Annotated in this window: 24 protein-coding genes; 16 read left to right on the top strand and 8 right to left on the bottom strand. The window is 55.5% G+C overall.

Annotated elements, in window-relative coordinates:
- The first annotated feature begins 83 nt into the window (after window positions 1-83).
- The 3 genes from flgA to flgN all read left to right on the top strand — a co-directional run bounded on the left by flgA (window position 84) and on the right by flgN (window position 1560).
- Window positions 84-743 carry a flagellar basal body P-ring formation chaperone FlgA gene (gene flgA / locus IM294_RS13250; protein WP_028012702.1) on the top strand — a complete coding sequence of 220 codons (660 nt, stop codon included), beginning with the start codon at window positions 84-86 and terminating at the stop codon, window positions 741-743.
- A gap of 93 nt (window positions 744-836) precedes the next feature.
- Window positions 837-1130 (top strand): flagellar biosynthesis anti-sigma factor FlgM, encoded by a 294-nt coding sequence (flgM, locus tag IM294_RS13245; RefSeq protein WP_014883360.1) that lies wholly within the window; start codon window positions 837-839, stop codon window positions 1128-1130.
- A 4-nt stretch (window positions 1131-1134) separates the two neighbouring features.
- On the top strand, window positions 1135-1560 hold the full coding sequence (flgN, locus tag IM294_RS13240) for a flagella biosynthesis chaperone FlgN (RefSeq protein WP_028012701.1): 426 nt from the start codon (window positions 1135-1137) through the stop codon (window positions 1558-1560).
- 59 nt (window positions 1561-1619) lie between these two features.
- On the opposite strand, the gene murJ is transcribed toward flgN, so the two are convergent.
- From murJ to rimJ, 4 genes are all read right to left on the bottom strand, one after another.
- On the bottom strand, window positions 1620-3155 hold the full coding sequence (gene murJ, locus IM294_RS13235) for a murein biosynthesis integral membrane protein MurJ (protein ID WP_028012700.1): 1536 nt from the start codon (window positions 3153-3155) through the stop codon (window positions 1620-1622).
- 129 nt (window positions 3156-3284) lie between these two features.
- The gene (locus tag IM294_RS13230) at window positions 3285-4208 is read right to left on the bottom strand and encodes a Gfo/Idh/MocA family protein (RefSeq protein WP_047368281.1); all 924 of its coding nucleotides are present in this window, start codon (window positions 4206-4208) and stop codon (window positions 3285-3287) included.
- 2 nt (window positions 4209-4210) lie between these two features.
- Complete coding sequence (locus tag IM294_RS13225; RefSeq protein ID WP_126817583.1) at window positions 4211-4858, bottom strand: YceH family protein; 648 nt, start codon at window positions 4856-4858, stop codon at window positions 4211-4213.
- 9 nt (window positions 4859-4867) lie between these two features.
- Complete coding sequence (gene rimJ, locus IM294_RS13220) at window positions 4868-5452, bottom strand: ribosomal protein S5-alanine N-acetyltransferase (protein WP_013097146.1); 585 nt, start codon at window positions 5450-5452, stop codon at window positions 4868-4870.
- Between the two features lie 236 nt (window positions 5453-5688).
- On the opposite strand from rimJ, the gene mdtH reads away from it, so the two are divergent.
- From mdtH to IM294_RS13175, 9 genes are all read left to right on the top strand, one after another.
- Entirely contained in the window at window positions 5689-6897 is a 1209-nt protein-coding gene (gene mdtH / locus IM294_RS13215; protein WP_193360355.1) for a multidrug efflux MFS transporter MdtH, read from the top strand.
- A 123-nt stretch (window positions 6898-7020) separates the two neighbouring features.
- Window positions 7021-7581, top strand: coding sequence for a lipoprotein (locus IM294_RS13210; protein ID WP_028012696.1), 561 nt, complete (start codon window positions 7021-7023; stop codon window positions 7579-7581).
- Window positions 7582-7707: 126 nt separating this feature from the next.
- Window positions 7708-8754, top strand: a complete 1047-nt coding sequence (gene pyrC, locus IM294_RS13205) for a dihydroorotase (RefSeq protein ID WP_126817587.1) — start codon at window positions 7708-7710, stop codon at window positions 8752-8754.
- 74 nt (window positions 8755-8828) lie between these two features.
- Window positions 8829-9074: a DNA damage-inducible protein I gene (gene dinI, locus IM294_RS13200; RefSeq protein WP_028012694.1), complete on the top strand. Its 246-nt coding sequence runs from the start codon at window positions 8829-8831 to the stop codon at window positions 9072-9074.
- A 272-nt stretch (window positions 9075-9346) separates the two neighbouring features.
- The gene (bssS, locus tag IM294_RS13195; RefSeq protein WP_023299782.1) at window positions 9347-9601 is read left to right on the top strand and encodes a biofilm formation regulator BssS; all 255 of its coding nucleotides are present in this window, start codon (window positions 9347-9349) and stop codon (window positions 9599-9601) included.
- A 116-nt stretch (window positions 9602-9717) separates the two neighbouring features.
- Complete coding sequence (gene solA / locus IM294_RS13190; RefSeq protein WP_126817589.1) at window positions 9718-10836, top strand: N-methyl-L-tryptophan oxidase; 1119 nt, start codon at window positions 9718-9720, stop codon at window positions 10834-10836.
- 60 nt (window positions 10837-10896) lie between these two features.
- On the top strand, window positions 10897-11010 hold the full coding sequence (locus IM294_RS13185; RefSeq protein ID WP_032644857.1) for a YceO family protein: 114 nt from the start codon (window positions 10897-10899) through the stop codon (window positions 11008-11010).
- A gap of 228 nt (window positions 11011-11238) precedes the next feature.
- Window positions 11239-11805 carry a cytochrome b gene (locus IM294_RS13180; protein ID WP_028012692.1) on the top strand — a complete coding sequence of 189 codons (567 nt, stop codon included), beginning with the start codon at window positions 11239-11241 and terminating at the stop codon, window positions 11803-11805.
- 1 nt (window position 11806) lies between these two features.
- A complete protein-coding gene (locus tag IM294_RS13175) occupies window positions 11807-12385 on the top strand; it encodes a YceI family protein (protein WP_028012691.1) in 579 nt (192 codons plus the stop codon).
- Window positions 12386-12426: 41 nt separating this feature from the next.
- Here IM294_RS13175 and IM294_RS13170 read toward each other — a convergent pair whose 3' ends face one another.
- Complete coding sequence (locus tag IM294_RS13170) at window positions 12427-13476, bottom strand: rhodanese-related sulfurtransferase (RefSeq protein ID WP_048956746.1); 1050 nt, start codon at window positions 13474-13476, stop codon at window positions 12427-12429.
- A gap of 221 nt (window positions 13477-13697) precedes the next feature.
- Between IM294_RS13170 and IM294_RS13165 the strand changes: the two genes are divergently transcribed.
- The 3 genes from IM294_RS13165 (at window position 13698) to IM294_RS13155 (ending at window position 16454) form a co-directional block, all read left to right on the top strand.
- Complete coding sequence (locus tag IM294_RS13165; protein WP_193360354.1) at window positions 13698-14624, top strand: Kdo(2)-lipid IV(A) acyltransferase; 927 nt, start codon at window positions 13698-13700, stop codon at window positions 14622-14624.
- Window positions 14625-14764: 140 nt separating this feature from the next.
- Window positions 14765-15982 (top strand): multidrug efflux MFS transporter MdtG, encoded by a 1218-nt coding sequence (mdtG, locus tag IM294_RS13160; protein ID WP_045630082.1) that lies wholly within the window; start codon window positions 14765-14767, stop codon window positions 15980-15982.
- Between the two features lie 97 nt (window positions 15983-16079).
- Window positions 16080-16454 carry a MysB family protein gene (locus IM294_RS13155; protein ID WP_028012687.1) on the top strand — a complete coding sequence of 125 codons (375 nt, stop codon included), beginning with the start codon at window positions 16080-16082 and terminating at the stop codon, window positions 16452-16454.
- A 6-nt stretch (window positions 16455-16460) separates the two neighbouring features.
- Here IM294_RS13155 and IM294_RS13150 read toward each other — a convergent pair whose 3' ends face one another.
- The 3 genes from IM294_RS13150 to mdoG all read right to left on the bottom strand — a co-directional run bounded on the left by IM294_RS13150 (window position 16461) and on the right by mdoG (window position 20847).
- Window positions 16461-16688 carry a YceK/YidQ family lipoprotein gene (locus IM294_RS13150; protein ID WP_013097162.1) on the bottom strand — a complete coding sequence of 76 codons (228 nt, stop codon included), beginning with the start codon at window positions 16686-16688 and terminating at the stop codon, window positions 16461-16463.
- A gap of 84 nt (window positions 16689-16772) precedes the next feature.
- The gene (gene mdoH, locus IM294_RS13145; protein ID WP_041910533.1) at window positions 16773-19301 is read right to left on the bottom strand and encodes a glucans biosynthesis glucosyltransferase MdoH; all 2529 of its coding nucleotides are present in this window, start codon (window positions 19299-19301) and stop codon (window positions 16773-16775) included.
- Window positions 19294-20847 (bottom strand): glucans biosynthesis protein MdoG, encoded by a 1554-nt coding sequence (gene mdoG, locus IM294_RS13140; protein WP_028012685.1) that lies wholly within the window; start codon window positions 20845-20847, stop codon window positions 19294-19296. Before mdoG ends, mdoH begins: the two co-directional genes overlap by 8 nt.
- 254 nt (window positions 20848-21101) lie before the next feature.
- Between mdoG and mdoC the strand changes: the two genes are divergently transcribed.
- Window positions 21102-22241, top strand: coding sequence for a glucans biosynthesis protein MdoC (gene mdoC / locus IM294_RS13135; protein ID WP_126817591.1), 1140 nt, complete (start codon window positions 21102-21104; stop codon window positions 22239-22241).
- Window positions 22242-22273 lie beyond the last annotated feature (32 nt).

Genomic DNA, 22273 nt, shown 5'->3' with positions numbered 1-22273 from the left:
ACAAAATGCGTCGCTATTTATTCCGTTGATGCAAAACCACTGCAGGTAGAATTCATCCAACTCTGGAAACGGTGGAACTTGCGATGCAAACGTTAAAACGTGGCCTGATGGCAACCTTCTTGCTGTTTAGCCCTCTGGTGAATGCCGGGGATTTACAGGATGCGCTGACGAATTTTTTTGCCCAGAAGCTGGCGGGCTTTAGCGATGACGTTAACGTGACCATCCGCACGCCGCCGAATCTGTATCCGACCTGCGAGCAACCGTCATTCAGCGTGACGGGGACCACGAAGCTGTGGGGCAATGTGAACGTCCTGGCACGCTGCGCCAACGAAAAACGCTATTTACAGGTTGCAGTTCAGGCGACGGGCAATTATGTTGTCGCCGCCGTACCCATTGTGCGTGGCAGCGCGCTGCAGGCAAACAGCGTGACGTTAAAGCGCGGGCGTCTGGATCAGCTCCCGCCGCGGACAATGCTGGACATTAACCAGGCACAGGACGCCGTCAGCCTGCGCGATGTCGCGCCGGGCCAGCCGATTCAGCTCTCCATGCTGCGCCAGGCGTGGCGTGTCAAAGCGGGACAGCAGGTGATGGTCGTTGCCAACGGAGACGGCTTTAGCATCAACAGTGAAGGGAAAGCGTTGAACAATGCCGCGGTAGCGCAAAACGCCCGCGTCAGAATGTCCTCAGGCCAGGTGGTGAGCGGAACCGTCGATTCTGATGGGAATATTCTGATTAACCTATAATCTTTTTAAAGATTTCGCGGCGCGTGCCGATAAATATTCCACTAATGATGATGTCAGGCGCAAACGCCGCGAACCCTCGATGAGGACAACACTATGAGCATTGATCGTACATCAGCCCTGAAGCCGGTAAGCGCTGTACAGCCTCGCGAAACGAACGACGCTACCCCTCAGAAAACGCGTCTGGAAAAACCGTCAACGTCTAACAGCACCAGCGTGACCCTGAGCGATGCCCAGGCAAAACTGATGCAGCCAGGCAGCAACGATATCAATATGGAACGTGTTGAAGCGCTGAAAACGGCTATTCGCAACGGTGAGCTGAAAATGGACACCAGCAAAATCGCTGATGCCCTGATTCAGGAAGCACAGAGTTTCTTACAGAGTAACTAACCGTATGAGTCGACTGTCAGAAATACTGGATCAAATGACGGTTGTCCTGAACGACCTGAAAACGGTAATGGATGCTGAACAACAGCATCTCTCTTCCGGTCACATTAACGGCAGCGCGCTGCAGCGTATTACTGAAGATAAGAGTTCGCTGCTGGCCACGCTGGATTATCTGGAGCAGCAGCGCCGCGCCGAGCAGGACTCGAAGCGCAGCGCCAATGACGATATTGCCGAGCGCTGGCAGACCATTACCGAAAAAACCCAGCATCTGCGCGATCTCAACCAGCATAACGGCTGGCTGCTTGAAGGCCAGATAGAGCGTAATCAGCAGGCGCTTGAGGTGCTGAAGCCGCATAAAGAAACCGGACTGTACGGCGCGGATGGTCAGACGGCGACGGCACGTATTGCGGGTGTAAAAAAGATTTCGATTTGACGCGTAAGCGACAAATCTTGCAGTGGGGAGCACCCTGAGGTGAACTCCCCTTTTGGCGTTTATGCCGTCCGGCGGGTAAACTCTTTCACTTTGAAGCCCAGCACAGCGAGCGTGGCAAAATACGCTACCACCCCAACGCCCACCACGGCCATCAGCCGCATCAGACGATAAGGCATCGTGCCCAGAGACCACTCCGGCATGACGTACATCATCCCGATGAGTGCCGCAGACATCACCAGCACCGCCACGACCAAACGCACGAGGAAACTTGCCCACCCCGGCTGCGGCGTAAAGATATCCTGCTTGCGCAGCTGCCAGTAAAGCAGCCCGGCATTCAGACAGGCCGCCAGACCAATAGACAGCGACAGGCCGGCATGCTTCAGCGGGCCGATAAATGCCAGGTTCATCAGCTGCGTCATAATCAGCGTTACAATGGCAATTTTCACCGGCGTTTTAATGTCCTGACGTGAATAGAACCCCGGTGCCAGCACTTTGACGACAATCAGCCCCATCAATCCCACCGAGTAAGCGACCAGCGCGCGCTGGGTCATCGCGGCGTCAAACGCGGTGAATTTCCCGTACTGGAACAGCGACACCGTCAGCGGCTTGGCGAGGATCCCCAGCGCTACCGCGCTTGGCAGGGCCAGCAGGAAGCAAAGACGCAGGCCCCAGTCCATCAGGCGGCAGTATTCGTCATGGTTGCCGCTGGCAAAGCTTTTCGACAGCGACGGCAGCAGAATGGTCCCCAGCGCCACGCCCAGCACGCCGGACGGGAACTCCATCAGGCGGTCAGCGTAGTACATCCACGAGACGGAACCCGACACCAGGAAAGAGGCAAAGATGGTGTTGATAATCAGCGAGATCTGGCTGACGGAGACGCCAAGAATGGCGGGCCCCATCTGCTTGATAACGCGCATCGCCCCGGCATCTTTCAGGTTGATGCGCGGCAGCACCAGCATGCCGATTTTCTTCAGATGCGGCAGCTGGTACGCCAGCTGCAGCACGCCGCCCACGGTGACCGCCCAGGCCAGGGCCAGCACCGGCGGGTTGAAGTGCGGCGCGGCGAACAGCGCAAAACCGATCATGCTGACGTTGAGAAACGTCGGCGCAAACGCCGGAACGGAGAAGCGGTTCCAGGTGTTCAGGATCGCCCCCACCAGCGAGGCCAGCGAGATCAGCAGAATATAGGGGAAGGTAATGCGCAGAAGCTGCGAGGTCAGGGCAAATTTATCCGCCGTGTCGGCAAAGCCGGGCGCGGTCACCATAATGACCCAGGGCGCGGCCAGCATACCGACTACCGTCACCACGGCCAGCGCCAGCGTCAGCAACCCGGAGACATAAGAGACAAACACGCGCGTCGCGTCTTCACCCTGCTTGCTTTTATATTCCGCCAGAATGGGCACAAACGCCTGGGAGAACGCCCCTTCAGCAAAAATGCGACGCAGCAGGTTCGGCAGCTTGAACGCCACGAAAAAGGCGTCCGTTGCCATCCCTGCACCAAAGACCCTTGCCACAATGGCATCGCGCGCAAAACCGAGAACGCGAGAGAACATGGTCATCGAGCTGACGGCCGCCAGCGATTTTAATAAGTTCATTAACGTGAATTTCCAGAACCATACGGATTTATAGACCGGGAACGCACAAGCGCCACCCGGCAAAGCCAACAAGCGGCGCTTAGTCTAACCGGATTTCAACGAATTACTATCCGCAGATGTTACAGCGAGTTATTCACTCATGGCCTCGCGCCAGAGCCGTTCCACAATGCGCTGAGCCAGAATGGCCTGCTCGCCGGACGTTTCAGGAACCGTCTGATTTTGCACGCAGGTGATAAAGTGGCGGGCACATCCTGCGAAACCTCGTTGCTCCAGAGTGCTTTGCCAGCCGGGGACCGGCTGCATCACTACGCCGCCGCCCTTCTCTTCCCGCCATTCACGCATGTCGGTAACGTCGTACAGCGCGCCGTCGGTTACCGCCTGCACGGATTCCCGCTGGCTGCCCGCGCGGCGGTGCATGCTGGTGGTGACCTGAAGATGCTCAACGGCAAAATGGTGTTCCGCATAGACCATCTGCCCCTGTTCGTTGGTGACTAGAGTGCCGCTTTTCAGCAGCGCTTCGCCGTTAGTCAGCCACAGCGCGGTGTCCACCACGTGGAGGTAGTCATCGAGAAGGGTAAAGCGCAGATCGTTTGGTCCCACGCTGTCGGTGCGGTGCTTATCCATGCGCAGCGAGGCCATATTGCCGGACTGCGCCTTCAGCTGCTGGTAAAGCGGCGCGAAGCGGCGGTTGAAACCGACCATCAGCGTCAGTTTTTTACGTGCCGCCAGCTCAATCAGCCGTTCAGCGTCCTGAACATTTTCCGCCAGCGGTTTATCCACGCAGACGTGAACCCCCGCATTGAGCAACTCGCTCACCACCTGATAGTGGGTTGCCGTTGAGGTATGCACAAAGACCGCATCGCACTCGCGGGCCAGATCCTGGAGCGATGCCGCATACGGGATACGCCAGGTTTCACAGATACGTTCTGCCTTTTCTCGGGTGGGTGACCATGCCCCTTGCAGCGTCCAGTCAGACGCAGCGCCCAATACGGGCAGCCAGGCTTTCTGCGCAATACCGCCCAGCCCCACCACGCCAATGCGTAATTTTTTCACCGTTAGTCTCCCAAATGTGCCAGCAGTGCATCCAGACGCTGTTTCAGCCCAGCCACCTCGTCTTCCAGCGCCTCTACGCGCGCGGCAAGGTCGTCACGGGTTGCAGGGCTCGATTCCGTCGCCACGCTTGCGGCGTCAACGTCGCCGCTGAAGAGATGCATGTAGCGGCTCTCGCGTTTACCCGGCTCGCGCGCCAGGCGCACCACGTAAGGGCCATCCTCACGCGCGGCCAGCCCTTCCAGGGTCTGCTCGACTTCCTGCATGTCACTGAACTCATGCATTCGGGAAGCGCGCGTTCGCAGTTCCCCCGGCGTTTGCGCCCCGCGCAGCAGCAGCGTGGTAATAACCGCCACTTCCGCGCTGCTCAGTTTCAGATCGCCAAATTCGGAGTTACAGAAGCGCTGCTCGTATTTGGTCACGCGGTTGCCGAAGCCGCTGACGGTGCGCAGATAGTGGCGCTTCACCAGCGCATCCAGCACGTCCTGAACCTCATGCTCGCTGAGATTCATCACCGGCTCGCGGTTGGTCTTCTGGTTGCAGGCCATGGTCACGGCGTTAACAGAGAGCGGATACTGCTCCGGCGTGGTGACCTGTTTTTCGAGTAAGCACCCAATCACGCGCGCTTCCGTACCGTTTAGCTGATACTTCATCTTTTCTCCTTAACGACCTGCGGTCCAGTCACGGGTGGTTAATGCCGTCAGAACGTGGTCGCGCCACTCTCCGTCTATCAGCAGATAGTCTTTGGCATAACCCTCTTTCTCAAACCCTAAACGCGCCAGCAAATTCCCGCTGCGCTGATTATGCGGCATGTAGTTCGCCATAATGCGATGGATATGCTGCGTGCGTTGCATATAGCGGATGGCTACCGTTAACGCCTCGTACATCAGTCCCTGCCCCTGCCATTTCTGGCCGATGGAATAGCCAAGGTAGCAGGCGTGAAACGATCCCCGCACCACGTTTGAAAAATTGGCGATCCCGATAATCTCTTTCTCTTCTGGATCCAGCAGCGCGAAATAAAACGCGCTGCCCTGCTTATGAAATTCAGCGATCATGCTGAGGCGTGCCTGCCAGCCGGAGGGGTAACAATGGCTCTCATCCCGAACGGGTTCCCAGGGTTTTAAAAACTGGCGATTCTCGGCGTAATAATCCGCCAGACGCCAGGCATCACGCTCATGCACAAGACGAACGACCAGCCTGTCCGTTGTCAGACGCACTTTTGGCACATTACTGCGATAGCCAAACATCAATACCACTCCTTCCCGTCACTTCAGCTTACCCATTAGCTTTACTATACCTGCGCCCGTGCCGTCTGTGAAAACAGTGACATACCATTTTGACCTCTTTTCACATTTTTCGATGAGAACTCTCTATCAAAGCACCGTTTTGATAAAAAAATATTGTCGCGCCCGGGGGTGGGAAAAAACGCGGCGACACCGCAGAATGTTAGCGTGCTCACCTTCTTATTTTCCCTGGAGGGAAAATGTCCCGCGTATCACAGGCCAGGAGCCTGGGTAAATATTTCCTGCTCGTCGATAACATGCTGGTCGTGCTCGGCTTTTTTGTCGTGTTCCCCCTCATCTCGATCCGCTTTGTTGATCAAATGGGCTGGGCGGCATTAATGGTTGGGATTGCCCTGGGGTTACGCCAGTTTGTCCAGCAGGGGCTGGGCGTCTTTGGCGGCGCGATCGCTGACCGCTTTGGCGCTAAACCGATGATCGTTACCGGTATGCTGCTCCGCGCGGCAGGCTTTGCCACGATGGCGATCGCCCACGAGCCCTGGCTGCTGTGGTTCTCCTGCTTTCTCTCCGGCATCGGGGGCACCCTGTTTGACCCGCCACGCACCGCGCTGGTGGTAAAGCTGATTCGTCCTCAGCACCGCGGCCGTTTCTTCTCCATTCTGATGATGCAGGACAGCGCCGGGGCGGTTGTTGGCGCCCTGCTGGGCAGCTGGCTGCTGCAGTACGATTTCCGTCTGGTTTGCGCGGCCGGGGCGGTGCTGTTTATTCTGTGCGCCCTGTTTAACGGCCTCTACCTTCCGGCCTGGAAGCTGTCGACGGTAAAAGCCCCGGTGCGGGAGGGGCTAGGACGCGTCCTGCGCGACAGGCGTTTTGTCACCTACGTGTTGACCCTGACAGGCTATTACATGCTCGCCGTACAGGTGATGCTGATGCTGCCAATCATGGTGAACGATATTGCGGGCACGCCTGCTGCCGTAAAATGGATGTACGCCATCGAAGCCTGCCTGTCATTAACGCTGCTTTATCCGATTGCCCGCTGGAGTGAACGGCGTTTTCGCCTGGAGCATCGCCTGATGGCAGGGCTGTTTCTGATGACGCTGAGCATGATGCCGATCGGTCTGGTAAACACGTTTCAGCAGCTTTTTACGCTGATCTGCACCTTCTATATCGGCTCCATCATCGCCGAGCCCGCCCGCGAAACGCTTAGCGCCTCGCTTGCGGATGCGCGTGCGCGCGGCAGCTATATGGGCTTCAGCCGCCTGGGTCTGGCCTTTGGCGGTGCGCTGGGTTACGCCGGCGGCGGCTGGCTGTTCGATGCCGGCAAAGCGCTGAACCAGCCGGAACTCCCCTGGATGATGCTCGGCGTGGTGGGCGTCATGACGCTTCTCGCCCTGTGGTGGCAGTTCAGCCAGAAGCGCAGCGCGAGCGGCATGCTGGAGCCTGGCGCGTAGCCTTTCCCTCGGGCGGGAGCCTCTCCCGCCCCACTTCTCAGTTTTTTCTGCTGGTTTCTGCCCATTCACGCTGACATACTGGCGTAACAGGACAGAAGCGCCGATTTTTCGTTGAGGAGCACTATGAAGAAAATTGTCTTAGCCGCGGCATTCGTTGTCAGCGGTCTGCTGGTGGGCTGTAACCAGCTTACGCAATATACCGTCAGTGAGCAGGAAATTAATCAGGCGCTGGAAAAACATAACAATTTCTCTAAAGACATTGGCGTGCCGGGGCTGGCCGATGCCCACATCGTGCTCACCAATCTCACCAGCCAGATTGGCCGCGAAGAGCCGAATAAAGTCACTCTCGCAGGCGATGCCGCGCTTGATATGACGTCTCTTTTTGGCAATCAGAAAGCCAACATCAAGCTCAAGCTGAAGGCGCTCCCCGTTTTCAACAAAGAGAAAGGGGCGATATTCCTGCAGGAGATGGAAGTGGTCGATGCGCAGGTTTCGCCGGACAAAATGGCGCCGGTACTGCAAACCCTGATGCCCTATCTGAACCAGTCTCTGCGAAACTACTTTAACCAGCAGCCGGCGTACGTCTTAAGCGAAGACAACAGCAAGGGTGAAGCTCTCGCGAAGAAATATGCAAAAGGGATAGAGGTGAAACCGGGAGAGATCGTTATTCCTTTCACCGATTAACCTGAAGGGCGCTGCGGCGCCCTTTTTTTTACGGAAAAGTGTGCAAACGAAAACGTTTCCGCTTATGATTTGTGTCCGGCAAAAACAGCCATCCTTATGACTGATTCCTGACAAGCCGGAGCTTCCATGACTGCACAACCCCTGGTTCTTAAAATCCGCCGCCCAGACGACTGGCATATCCATCTGCGCGATGGCGATATGCTGAAAACCGTCGTGCCCTATACCAGTGAAATTTATGGCCGCGCGATTGTCATGCCAAACCTGGTTCCGCCAGTCACCACCGTCGATGCCGCCATTGCCTACCGTCAGCGCATTCTGGATGCCGTTCCGGCGGGACATGATTTCACCCCGTTGATGACCTGCTACCTGACCGATTCACTGGATCCGAATGAAGTGGAACGCGGGTTCAACGAAGGCGTATTTACGGCGGCGAAACTCTACCCGGCGAACGCCACCACCAACTCCAGCCACGGCGTCACCAGTATTGATGCCATCATGCCGGTGCTGGAGCGCATGCAGAAACTGGGCATGCCGCTGCTGGTACACGGTGAAGTAACGCATGCGGAGATTGACATCTTCGACCGTGAAGCCCGTTTTATCGAAACCGTGATGGAGCCCCTGCGCCAGCGCCTGCCGGCGCTTAAGGTGGTCTTTGAGCATATCACCACCAAAGACGCGGCAGAGTATGTTCGCGACGGTAACGAGCTGATCGCTGCGACCATCACCCCACAGCATCTGATGTTTAACCGTAACCATATGCTGGTGGGCGGGGTGCGCCCTCACCTGTACTGCCTGCCGATCCTCAAGCGCAACGTCCACCAGCAGGCGCTGCGCGAGCTGGTCGCCAGCGGATTCACCCGTGCGTTCCTGGGCACAGACTCCGCGCCTCACGCCCGCCATCGCAAAGAGGCAAGCTGCGGCTGCGCGGGCTGTTTCAACGCCCCAACGGCGCTTGCCAGCTACGCAACCGTATTTGAAGAGATGAACGCGCTGGAACATTTCGAAGCGTTCTGCTCCCTCAACGGCCCGCGCTTCTACGGCCTGCCGGTCAATGACACCTTCATTGAGCTGGAGCGCAAAGCGAGCCAGGTTGAGGAGTCTATCGCGCTGACGGATGACACGCTGATCCCCTTCCTGGCAGGTGAAACCGTAAGCTGGACGGTAAAACGCTAAAAAATCAACGCCCCTTGTTGTCAAACCGATAATATGCCTGTATAAATAAACAGTATATTACACAGGGGGCATTTATGCGTATTGAAGTCACCATAGCCAAAACTACCGTTCTGCCTGCCGGCGCGCTTGACGCTCTGGCAGGCGAATTATCCCGTCGTATTAACAACACCTTTCCCGACAACGCGGGCGCCGTAACGGTGCGTTACGCCGCAGCGAACAACCTCTCCGTCATGGGTGCCGCAAAAGAAGATAAAGATCGCATCAGCGAAATCCTGCAGGAAACGTGGGAAAGCGCAGACGACTGGTTCATTACCGATTAACACTGCTCCCTCATTGTGTTTTTTGCCGGGTCGCCCCGGCTTTTTTTTGCCTGTAATTTCGAAAGTTCAAATTAATTCAGCGTGTTCTTAAAAAATCGTGAACGAGATGGTGTTTTATTGTTCGAACAATCCTAAAAAGCAGAAAAATGTGTTGCTACCTGTTTATTTTTCCCGTTGGAACCCTTATTACTTGGTATACTGAAGAAGCTTTCAGAAAAACATGCATTGAACCTCAGAGCCGTTGTCTTCTAACACGCATTAAGGGGGTTATAATGGAAAAGAATAACGAAGTGATCCAGACCCATCCGCTTGTAGGCTGGGATATCAGTACCGTAGATAGCTACGATGCACTGATGCTGCGTTTGCACTACCAGACCCCAAATCAACTCAACCGTGACGAAGCGGAAGTTGGACAGACGCTGTGGCTAACAACAGACGTCGCCCGTCAGTTTATTTCTATTTTAGAGGCAGGCATTGCAAAAATAGAATCTGGCGACTATCAGGAAAATGAGTATAAACGGCACTAACCTTATGCCCACTTTTCACTCAACAGGCACCCTCGCGGTGCCTTATTTATTTCCCGCTTGTTTACGCCCGCGTTGTTAATTACTCTGCTAACAAACCGTAAGTTTACGAGATGCATATGAGATACGACTTAATCATTATTGGTAGCGGCTCCGTTGGATCGGCCGCCGGTTATTACGCAACGCAGGCAGGGCTGAAGGTCCTGATGATCGATAGCCATCTTCCGCCTCATGCGGAGGGCAGCCATCATGGCGATACCCGCCTTATCCGCCATGCGTATGGCGAAGGCGAGCGCTATGTCCCGCTGGTGCTTCGCGCCCAGACGCTGTGGGATGAACTGGCGAAACAGACTGAAGATCGCATTTTCGAACGTACCGGCGTTATCAATCTGGGCCCGGCCCACTCTGAATTTCTCGCCGGCGTCGAACGCAGCGCGAAAGCCTACAATCTGGACGTTGAAAAGCTGGACGCGACGGGCATTAGCGCGCGCTGGCCTGAAATTACCGTCCCGGAGGATTATATTGGTCTCTTTGAAGCCAACTCCGGTGTGCTGCACTGTGAAACGGCGATCAAAACCTGGGTCGATCTTGCCGCCAAAGCGGGCTGTGCGCAGCTGTTCAATTGCCCCGTAGAGGCCATCACGCATGATGCAAACGGCGTTACGGTGAAAACCGTAGACGGGGAATATTCGGCTTCCCGCCTGCTTATTAGCGCAGGAACCTGGGTTACCCGCCTGCTCCCGGACCTGCCGATCCAGCCGGTACGCAAGGTCTTCTCCTGGTTCCAGTCGGACGGGCGTTACAGCGCGCAAAATAAATTCCCGGCGTTTACCGGCGAGTTACCCAACGGCGATCAGTTCTACGGTTTCCCTTCCGAGAAGGACGCTCTCAAGATTGGAAAACACAACGGCGGGCAGGTCATCTCCTCACCTGAGGAGCGCAAGCCGTTTGGCGCCTGCCCGCAGGACGGCTCAGAAGCCTTCTCGTTCCTGCGCAATATTCTCCCGGGCGTCGGTGGCCTGCTTTATGGCGCGGCCTGCACCTATGACAACACGCCGGATGAAGACTTTATTATTGATACGCTGCCGGGACATGACAACACCCTGCTGATTACCGGGCTGAGTGGCCACGGCTTTAAGTTCGCTTCGGTGTTGGGTGAAATCGCCGCGCAGTTTGCCCAGGGTATCACGCCACAGTTTGATCTGACGCCGTTCTCACTCTCGCGTTTTAACGGATAATCGGCCACGGGCTCCGGCGGCATCGGGGCCCGTTTTCTTCGTACTCAATTGTGGGGCGTTATGCGCAGGATTGTGGATTTCCTCATCAATAACATTCGCGAACACTTTATGCTCTATATCTTATTGTGGGCACTGCTCGCTATCGTTGATGTTATATACATTGTGTTTTATTGAAAGTGACAATTGACGTTAACTGACGTTAACTGACGTTACTTTATGTTTATTTAAGGTTTTTTCTTCTGCTAAATACGTCTTGCACGAAGCCATTGAATTAATTTTGCTGTTTCTTTTCAAAATCGCTGAAATAAATAAAATAAAAATCAATAGTCAATTATTTCAGTTGCAATATCGCGTCTTCCCGTTCATTTTTACCTTTCGGTTAATTTGAAAATGGACATTCTGATGCAATTGCGTAACTCCTCCCGGCGCTACGGAATAATATCCATAAGTTTGCACTGGATATTTGCCATTGCCGTCTACGGTATGTTCGGACTTGGACTCTGGATGGTCACGCTCAGCTATTACGATGGCTGGTATCATCAGGCACCCGAGCTGCATAAAAGCATCGGGGTTCTGCTGATGCTGGGGCTGGTATTTCGCGCCATCTGGCGACATATTTCCCCACCGCCCGCGCCACTAAAGACATACGGAAAAATAACCCGCGTCAGCGCCGTTGCCGCGCATATTGCGCTCTACGCGCTGCTCTTCGCCATTCTGATCAGCGGCTATCTCATTTCAACGGCAGACGGCAAACCGATTAGCGTTTTTGGCTTGTTCGAGGTTCCGGCAACGCTCAGCGATGCCGGGGCTCAGGCCGATACGGCGGGCGTCGTTCACCTCTGGCTTGCCTGGAGCGTGGTGATCCTGTCCGTACTGCACGGGCTCGCCGCCCTTAAACACCATTTTATTGATAAAGACGATACGCTTAAGCGCATGCTTGGCCGCTCGTCAGTTGACTCTGGAGCATAAAATGAAAAAACACCTGCTGGGTATTGCCCTCGGTTCTCTGTTATTCACCACCGGTTCTGCCGTAGCGGCTGACTATAAAATTGATAAAGAGGGCCAGCACGCTTTCGTCAATTTCCGCATTCAGCACCTGGGATACAGCTGGCTGTACGGCACCTTTAAAGATTTCGACGGCACATTTACTTTTGACGAGAAAAATCCTGCGGCAGATAAAGTCAATGTGACCATTAATACGAACAGCGTCGACACGAACCATGCTGAGCGCGATAAACACCTGCGCAGCGCAGAGTTCCTCAACGTCACAAAATTCCCACAGGCCACCTTCACCTCCACGGAAGTTAAGAAAGACGGTGATAAATTGGCTATTACCGGGAATCTGACGCTGAATGGCGTAACTAAACCCGTGACTCTGGATGCGAAATTGATCGGTCAGGGCGACGATCCGTGGGGCGGAAAACGCGCAGGTTTTGAAGCGGCGGGTAAAATTCACCTGAAAGATTTTAATATCACAACGGATTTAGGCCCGGCGTCGCAGGACGTTGAGCTGGTTATTTCCGTTGAAGGTGTGCAGCAGAAGTCGTAATAGATTCGCCCGGCAGGCTTTCGCCGTGCCGGGCGTTATTATCATTCCGGGTCAGGAATACCCAGTTTGGTATTCAGACGGCCGCGTGATTTATTAAAAATCTTATTACCGTTTTCACGTCCCGCGCGACGACGACGCTGCTCTTCTTCCGGCAGGACGCTCTCTTCGCTGCACAGCTCGCTACAGCAGCCGTTAAACTTCTCGGCACAGGCCGGGCACTGAATAAACAGCAGGTGGCAACCGTCGTTTTTGCAGTTGGTGTGGGTATCGCACGGCGCGCCGCACTGGTGGCACTGGGCAATCACATCTTCTGAAATGCGCTCGCCCATGCGCTCGTCAAAGACGAAGTTTTTACCGATAAAGCGTACCGGTAAGCCCTGCTCACGGGCGCGGCGGGCGTACTCAATAATACCGCCTTCAATGTGCCAGACCTTGTTGAACCCATTGTGCTTCATCCACGCGCTGGCCTTCTCGCAGCGGATACCGCCGGTGCAGTACATAACGATTTTTTTATCCTTATGCTCCTGCATCATCTCCACCGCTTTAGGCAGTTGCTCGCGGAAGGTATCGGCCGGAATCTCCATCGCGTTTTCGAAATGCCCCACTTCGTACTCGTAGTGGTTACGCATATCAATGAACACGGCATCCGGATCGTCCAGCATCGCATTCACTTCCGCGGCCTTCAGATATTCGCCGACGTCCGCCGGGTTAAACTCAGGATCGTCAATACCGTCCGCCACGATGCGTTCACGCACCTTCATGCGCAGCACCCAGAACGATTTTCCATCGTCATCCAGGGCAATGTTCAGGCGTAAGCCGTTGAGGGCCGGATCGAAGCTATAAAGCGCGTCGCGGAACGCATCCACTTTGCTTTCCGGCACGCTAATCTGCGCGTTAATGCCTTCGCGGGCAAGGTAGACGCGCCCGAAAACGTTCAGTGCCGTGAAGGCCTGATAAAGCGCATCGCGGGTCGCCTGCGGATCGTCGATGGTGAAGTATTTGTAGAAGGAGATGGTCGTGCGCGGTTCGGTTTCAGCCAACATGCGCGCCTTTAACATCTCATTCGAAACGCGGTTGTGTAACACTGGCATGGTGTACAAGTCCTGCAATCGTCAGAGAGAATCAAAATCGGTCGGCATCATATAGCAAACAAAACCAATTTACATCCACACAATTTACGCTACATTTCACACACCCTGATGAATCAGGCTTAACAATCGCCGTCGTCGTGCAGGTTTCGACGGCAGATATTTTGGCTACGTCTCAAAAAATGCGACAATAGCGAAACAGGACGTTTGAACACAGGAAAGACATGACCCAGTTACCAAAATTTACCGTCGCCCTTTTGCACCCCCGCTATTGGATGACCTGGCTTGGCATTGGCTTTTTATGGCTACTGGTACAGCTTCCCTACCCTGTTATCTTCCGGTTAGGTACATCATTAGGCCGACTCGCGCAAACGCTTATGAAGCGCCGCGCCCGCATCGCGTATCGTAACCTTGAGCTGTGCTTTCCGCAGATGAGCGAGGCAGAGCGCCATGATATGGTCTCGAAGAATTTCGAATCCGTCGGCATGGGTCTCATGGAGACCGGCATGGCGTGGTTCTGGTCGGACAAACGTATGGCCCGCTGGAGCAAGGTTACAGGCACCGGCATGGAGCCGGTGCATACGCTTCAGGCCAATCAGACCGGCGTGTTGCTGATCGGCGTCCATTTCCTGACGCTCGAAATCGGGGCGCGTATGTTTGGCATGCAGGCGCCCGGCATCGGGGTTTACCGTCCTAACGACAACCCGGTTATCGATCTCATCCAGACCAACGGCCGCATGCGCTCCAACAAAAGCATGATCGACCGTAAGGATCTGAAGGGCATGATCCGCGCGCTGAAGTCCGGTGAAGTGGTCTGGTATGCCCCCGATCACGACTATGGCCCCCAGGCCAGCGTCTTTGTCCCCTTCTTCGCCGTTGATGAGGCCGCCACCACGACCGGCACCTGGATGCTGGCGCGGATGTCCAAAGCCGCCATCGTTCCCTTTGTTCCCCGCCGTATGCCGGATGGCTCAGGCTACGAGCTGATGATGCTTGAGCCGGAACTCGCGCCGCCGCTGGAAGATGCGGAAACCACCGCGCGCTGGATGAACGGCGTTGTGGAGAAGTGCATCATGCTGGCACCCGAGCAGTACATGTGGCTGCATCGACGCTTTAAAACGCGACCAGAAGCCACGCCTTCCCGCTATTGATCCTCATGCGGCCCTCAGGGCCGCATGCTATTTTAGCTTTAAAAGCTCCCCCTCATTGCGGCAATCATAACCCAGGCGCATAATTAGCAGGCTTATTACTTCATGCCTCAGGTGCTCTGCACCTCACTATGCGGATTGTTATGACACCCTCAGATGCCCCCATAAACTGGAAGCGTAACCTCACGGTTGCGTGGCTTGGCTGTTTTCTTACCGGCGCGGCGTTTAGCCTAGTCATGCCTTTCCTGCCGCTCTACGTCGAACAGCTGGGCGTGACGGGCCATAGCGCACTCAACATGTGGTCTGGCCTGGTATTCAGCATCACGTTTCTCTTTTCCGCCATCGCCTCGCCCTTCTGGGGCGGCCTTGCCGACCGCAAGGGACGTAAAATCATGCTGCTGCGTTCAGCGCTGGGGATGGCGATAATCATGGCGCTGATGGGCGTGGCGCAGAACGTCTGGCAGTTCCTGATATTGCGCGCATTGCTGGGCTTATTGGGCGGATTTATTCCCAACGCGAACGCCCTGATCGCCACGCAAATTCCTCGCCATAAGAGCGGCTGGGCGCTTGGCACGCTCTCAACCGGTGGCGTGAGCGGCGCCCTGCTTGGGCCGCTGGCGGGGGGATTACTGGCGGATAACTACGGCCTGCGCCCGGTCTTTTTCATCACCGCCAGCGTGTTGTTCCTGTGCTTTATCGTCACCCTGGTCTGCATCCGTGAAAAATTTACGCCCGTCGCCAAAAAAGAGATGCTTCACGCCAGAGACGTGCTGACCTCGCTTAAAAATCCCAGACTGGTGCTGAGTCTGTTCGTAACGACATTGATCATTCAGGTGGCAACCGGATCGATCGCTCCTATTCTCACCCTATACGTTCGCGACCTGGCGGGTAACGTCAGCAATATTGCGTTTATCAGCGGACTGATTGCCTCTGTGCCCGGCGTAGCGGCGCTGGTTAGCGCACCGAGACTGGGGAAATTGGGTGACCGGGTCGGCCCGGAAAAGATCCTGATCTGCGCACTGATCATTTCCGTTCTGCTGCTTATCCCCATGTCGATGGTGCACTCTCCGTGGCAGCTGGGTGTGCTTCGCTTTTTGCTGGGCGCCGCCGACGGGGCGTTGCTGCCCGCCGTACAGACTCTGCTGGTCTACAACTCCACGAACCAGATTGCCGGGCGTATCTTTAGCTATAACCAGTCGTTTCGCGATATCGGTAACGTCACCGGGCCGCTTCTCGGGGCGGGTATTTCCGCCAGCTTCGGTTTTCGCGCCGTCTTTATCGTGACGGCAGGCGTGGTGCTGTTCAACGCGATTTACTCGTGGTTCAGTTTATCCCGCGCGTTACGGCCGGTGACGGAATAAGAAGAACGCCTGACGGCTTATTTTCGCATTCATACTTGCAGAATCTGATATTCAGCTATTCTTTCCCTGAAACCTTCTGGAAAACAGGGAGACACCAATGACCATGTACGCCACGCTGGAAGAAGCTATTGATGCCGCTCGTGAAGAGTTCCTTGCCGATAATCCCGGCGTTGAGGAAGAAGATGCTGACGTGCAACAACTTAATATCCAAAAATATGTTCTGCAGGATGGGGATATTATGTGGCAGGCCGAATTCTTTGCCGATGAAGGCGAAGAAGGAGAATGTTTGCCGGTCCTGAGCGGTGCAGGTGCGCAGGCCGTGTTTGATGGCGACTATGATGAAATCGAGTTACGCCAGGAATGGCTGGAGGAGAATACGCTGCACGAGTGGGATGAGGGCGAATTTCAGCTCGAGCCACCGCTGGATACGGAAGAAGGTCAAACCGCAGCCGATGAATGGGACGAGCGTTAATTTACGCTACTCGTACGGGCCGTGGCTGGCATCGATGGGCAGCAACAGCGTGTCGAAAATCAGCGAGAACGGCAGATCGAGCACCGTCAGGTAACGCCATGCGGAATCACGGACATCCCATTTTACGCCCGGGTAGTACTGGTTGCCATGGCCCTGACCTGGAATAGTGCGGCTGATGATGCTGCCGCAGCCGCTCAGCAGGCATGCCATCATGACGACGATGATTATTTTCATCAGTAACCTCTAAAAAAATACCGGCCTCACAGCCGGTATTTTATCTGACGGGTGGCGCTTTGCTTACCCGCCTTGCTTAACCGCTTACTTCGCCTTCAGCGCCAGCGGGTTCAGCTTCAGCTCTTTGTAGTAGTTCACCCACGAAGAGTACTTCTCCGGAGCGGACCATACGCGATAGTGAAGTCTTGCCATCGTGACCGGATCGCTCAGCAGCACCAGACGACGGTCGCGATTGAGTTTTTCCGGAGTCTCGTTAAGCGCCTGCTCAACGTGACGATCGCGGGCAATCTCCAGCACCTGGCTTGCGCGGTGGCGCGCGGTGGCCATTGCCGTCGCCAGAGCGTTGAATGACGGATTAAACACGGCGTGCATAAAACCATCGTCCAGCGTGCGGTTGCGGTTCTGCTCCAGATAGGTATCGGTATCCACCAGCACCTGCGGCGGGGAATACTCTTCCGGGATCAGGAACAGTTTCCAGCGTTTGGTACGCAGCCCTACCGTTGAACGGCTGGAGATCACGGACACAAACGGCGACAGGATCAGCGAGAAGACAATCGGCGCCAGCCAGAACAGGAAGCGCAGATCCAGCCAGGCCATCCCGGCCGCCCACACCAGGCCCAGCAGCAGCTGAGACCCGTGACGCATGAAGGCTTCACTCCACGGCGTGGAGTCGTCATCACGCTGCGGTGAGTTCCAGACCACTTCCCAGCCCAGGAACGCGCTGACCACAAACACGGTGTGGAACAGCATACGCACCGGCGCAAGCAGCACGGAGAACAGCACTTCCAGCAGCAGCGAAAGGGTGACGCGGAAGAATCCGCCGTACTCTTTCGAGCCTTTGCACCAGATCAGGATGATACTGAGCAGCTTAGGCAGGAACAGTAGCACCATGGTGGAAGCAAACAGCGCAATCGCCAGCTCCGGACGCCACTGCGGCCACACCGGGAACAGCTGGCGCGGTTGCAGGAAGTATTGCGGCTCCGTCAGGGCATGGACGACCTGCAGCGCAGTGGAGAGCGCGAGGAACATAAACCACAGCGGTGCGGAAAGATAAGACATTACGCCCGTCAGGAACACCGCACGGTGAACCGGGTGCATCCCTTTTACGAGGAACAGGCGGAAGTTCATCAGGTTACCGTGACACCAGCGGCGGTCGCGCTTGAGCTCGTCCAGCAGGTTCGGCGGCAGCTCTTCGTACGATCCCGGCAGGTCGTAGGCAATCCAGACGCCCCAGCCCGCACGACGCATCAGCGCCGCTTCCACGAAGTCATGCGACAGAATCGAACCGGCAAACGAACCCTCGCCCGGCAGCGGCGCCAGCGCACAGTGTTCGATGAACGGCTTCACGCGGATAATGGCGTTGTGGCCCCAGTAGTGCGACTCACCCAACTGCCAGAAGTGCAGACCGGCGGTAAACAGCGGGCCGTAAACACGGGTGGCGAACTGCTGGCAGCGCGCGTACAGGGTGTCCATGCCGGATGCTTTTGGCGAAGACTGAATGATCCCCGCGTTCGGGTTGGCTTCCATCAGACGCACCAGACCGCTCAGGCAGTCACCGCTCATGACGGAGTCAGCATCCAGCACGACCATGTAGCTGTACTGGTTACCCCAGCGGCGGCAGAAGTCATCGATGTTGCCGCTTTTACGCTTCACGCGACGGCGGCGGCGGCGGTAGAAGATCTGTCCTTCGCCCTGCACTTCTGCAATCAGCTCCATCCAGGCTTTTTGTTCTGCAACGCAGATATCCGGGTTGTAACTGTCACTCAGGATGTAAACGTCAAAATGCGCCGCATTACCGGTTGCCTTTACGGACTCCCAGGTTGCACGCAGCCCCGCAAATACGCGGTCAACGTCTTCGTTACAGATAGGCATAATCAGTGCGGTACGGTGCTCGGGATTGAGGGGTTCATCCCCGACCGTTGACGCCGAAATGCTGTACTTGTCCCGTCCCATCAGCAGCTGCAGGAAGCCCATCAGCGCGGTCCAGAAACCGGCCGAGACCCAGCAGAAGAGGACCGCGAACAGCAGGAGAATGCCGCTCTGCAGGATATACGGTAGCAGCTGCATGAAGGAGACCCAGAGATCCTGGCCCATCATGTCCGTCGGGTTGATAAACGCCCAGCCCTGGTAAGGCAGAATGGTTTTCATATACCAGGTCGCGACAACCGTCTGCGCCAGCGTCAGAAGCAGCAGGATATAACGGCGAATTGTCCCCACGGTACGCCATTTCTGTTCGGAGGCCTGCTCTTCTTTCGTCAGGCGCGACAGATAGCGCGGCGTGACGTCACGCCCGCGCAGGCGATCCCAGAAGCGGCCAACCGGGTTGGTGCGCCATGGATCGGGGAACATTGAGGAACGCGTCGCTTTCGGCATCGCCTGAAGCTGATCGCGTCCTTCGTCGTCTTTAATCAACTGCCCTTCTGCCAGCGAGTCCGGCCAGGCCTGCTCCAGACGCGCCTTGACTGACCCCAGCGGCGTATCATCATCACGGGAAAACTGACGATGTTCGCCATCCAGCGCGGTATGAACCGCGCGGATGTCGCTCTTAGGCAGCGCCGCTTTTTCGATATCCGTCAGCGGCATGGCATCAATATATTCAGATGTATTATTCATTGGCAGGTAGCTGGTAGCTCCAGGTTTCACTCAGCGGCTGATCTTCACTGACCAGCGCAGCACGCATTTCAGTGGTCTGTTTCGGATCTTTCACTTTCACGCGCAGGGTCAGACGCCAGCCTTTGGTTACCGGGTTGTAACGCACGGTGTTCTCTACGATTTCACCGTTGTCACCGATGCTGGCCTGGGCCGACACCGCAGTATCAGGAGACAGTTTCTTCATATCCTGGCCGGTGAAGTCCACAACAAACGCTACCGTACCGTCAGGCTGACGGATCAGGTTAGACTGCTTCACGTCACCCGTAGAGCGGCGAGTCTGCGTCACATACGCGTTATCCGGCGCATGCAGCTTATCTTCGTCGCGGCTGAAGGTAATGGTGTACTTGAAGTTCATCTCTTTACCGGCTTCCGGCAGCTGATCCGGCGTCCAGTATGCGACGATGTTGTCGTTGGTTTCGTCGTTGGTTGGGATTTCAACCAGCTCTACCTTGCCTTTACCCCAGTCGCCTTTCGGCGTAACCCAGGCGCTTGGACGCAGGTCATAGCGGTCGTCGAGATCTTCAAAGCGAGAGAACTGACGGCCACGTTGCAGCAGGCCAAAGCCCTGCGGGTTTTCCATCGCAAAGCTGCTGACCGCCAGATGTTTCGGGTTATTCAGCGGACGCCAGATCCACTCACCGTTACCAGCATGAATAGACAGACCGTTGGAGTCATGCAGTTCCGGGCGGAAGTTGGTTGCCGGTGACGGCTGGTTCGGCCCAAACAGGAACATACTGGTCAGCGGAGCAACGCCCAGTTTGCCCACTTTGTCACGCAGGTAAACCTTAGATTGCACGTCAACGACCGTGTCACGACCTGGCATAATCACAAAGCGATAGGCACCGGTTGCGCGTGGGGAATCCAGCAGCGCATAAATAGTCAGACGTTTGTCCGTTGGTTTTGGACGCTCAATCCAGAACTCGCGGAAACGCGGGAACTCTTCACCTGATGGCAGCGCGGTATCAATAGCCAGACCGCGCGCAGAAAGCCCGTACACCTGCCCCGCGCCAATCACGCGGAAGTAGCTGGCGCCAAGCATGCTAACGATTTCGTCGTTTTTATCTTTGCTGTTGATCGGGTAAAGCACCTTGAAGCCTGCGAAGCCCAGGTCTTTCACCGTATCTTTGTCGTGCTGCACATTGCCAAAATTGAAGTAATCCGGGCTGTACTTGATCTTACGTACCGCGGTCGCCGTCACTTCATTGATGGCAACAGGCGTGTCGAAGTACATACCCTGATGATAAAATTCAAGCTTGAACGGGGTTTTAACGTTGTTCCAGTACGCTTTATCGTGGTTGAACTGGATCTGCTGATAGTCCGCATACTTCATGTCGCGGAAAACGGAGGGCAGGTTACTTTTCGGCGCTTCGTAGCTCTTGCCTGCCATCGATTTTGCCTGTTTTGCGACATCGTCGATGTTAAAGGCCAGTGCCGATGAGGTATACAGTGATAACACCACCGCAACACCCAACCAACGCATTTTCATCATCTGTGGTTTATGTTTCATAATAAGTAAGCACTTCCCCCTTTGTGTGCTTATATCGATCCGATCCATTTTAATGGAAACTCAGGCAATCCGACAACATAATCACTGCTTTGTTCAGCTGCTGGCTCATGGATTAAGCAAATGAAAGAACCCGTTATTCACTTTGCGTGCTTATCCTGGAGACAGTGTGTCGGTCTTGGTGTAGGGTTGGCGTCGAATGTAACCATTATGAGCCTTAGGGATAAGGCGAAAAGTCTGAGAATGCACAACGTTATATGAGCACAACACCGATACAACGGGAATATTTCCTCGACTCGATCCGGGCATGGCTGATGCTATTGGGGATCCCCTTTCATATTTCACTGATTTACTCCAGCCACACGTGGCATGTTAATAGCCAGATGCCCTCCTGGTGGCTGACGCTGTTTAATGACTTTATTCACGCCTTCCGCATGCAGGTGTTTTTTGTCATCTCCGGCTATTTCTCGTACATGCTTTTTTTACGCTATCCGCTTAAGCGCTGGTGGAAAGTACGCGTGGAGCGCGTAGGTATTCCCATGTTAACCGCCATACCGCTGCTGACGCTGCCGCAGTTCATTATGCTGCAATACGTTAAAGGCAAGGCGGAGAACTGGCCTAATCTCTCGCTGTATGAAAAGTACAACACGCTGGTCTGGGAGCTGGTGTCTCACCTCTGGTTCCTGCTGGTTCTGGTGGTGCTGACCACGGTCAGTCTGGTGATTTTCAGCCGCCTGCGCCGTCATCTCAGCACGACAGCAGACTCTTTCTTCGCCAACATCACGCTGGGCAAACTGTCGGTGCTCTTTTTACTGCTGGGGATCGCTTATGCCGCGGTGAGACGCACGTTGTTTATCGTCTATCCACCAATACTGAGCGACGGCCTGTTCAATTTTGTGGTGATGCAGTCGCTGTTCTACATTCCGTTCTTTTTAATTGGCGCGCTGGCCTTTATTCATCCGAGGCTTAAAGCGCTGTTTACCACCCCGTCACCGTGGTGCGCAGTGGGTGCGGCCATTGCCTTCGTGGCCTACCTGCTGAACCAGCGCTACGGGAGCGGCGACGCCTGGATGTATGAAACGGAAAGCGTGATCACCATGCTGTTGGGCTTGTGGATGGTGAACGTGGTGTTCGCGCTCGGCCACCGTTTGCTGAATTTTAAGTCCAGCCGCGTGACCTACTTCGTCAATGCCTCACTGTTTATCTATCTGGTGCACCACCCGTTGACGCTGTTCTTCGGGGCATACATCACGCCGCATATCGCATCCAACACGCTGGGCTTCTTTACCGGGCTGGTGTTTGTGGTGGGGATTGCCGTCGTACTCTACGAGATCCATCTGCGGATCCCTCTTCTGCGCTTCCTGTTTTCAGGAAAACCTCAGCCGAAAGCCGCCTGAGCAGCGCGGCGCACTCACGGTGCGCCGCCTTC

Source organism: Enterobacter cloacae complex sp. P43RS (assembly GCF_014930585.1).
In the GTDB taxonomy this organism is placed as follows: Bacteria; Pseudomonadota; Gammaproteobacteria; order Enterobacterales; family Enterobacteriaceae; genus Enterobacter; species Enterobacter bugandensis.
Note: the sequence above shows the minus strand (reverse complement) of the source record. Positions and strands in the feature narration are given on the sequence as shown.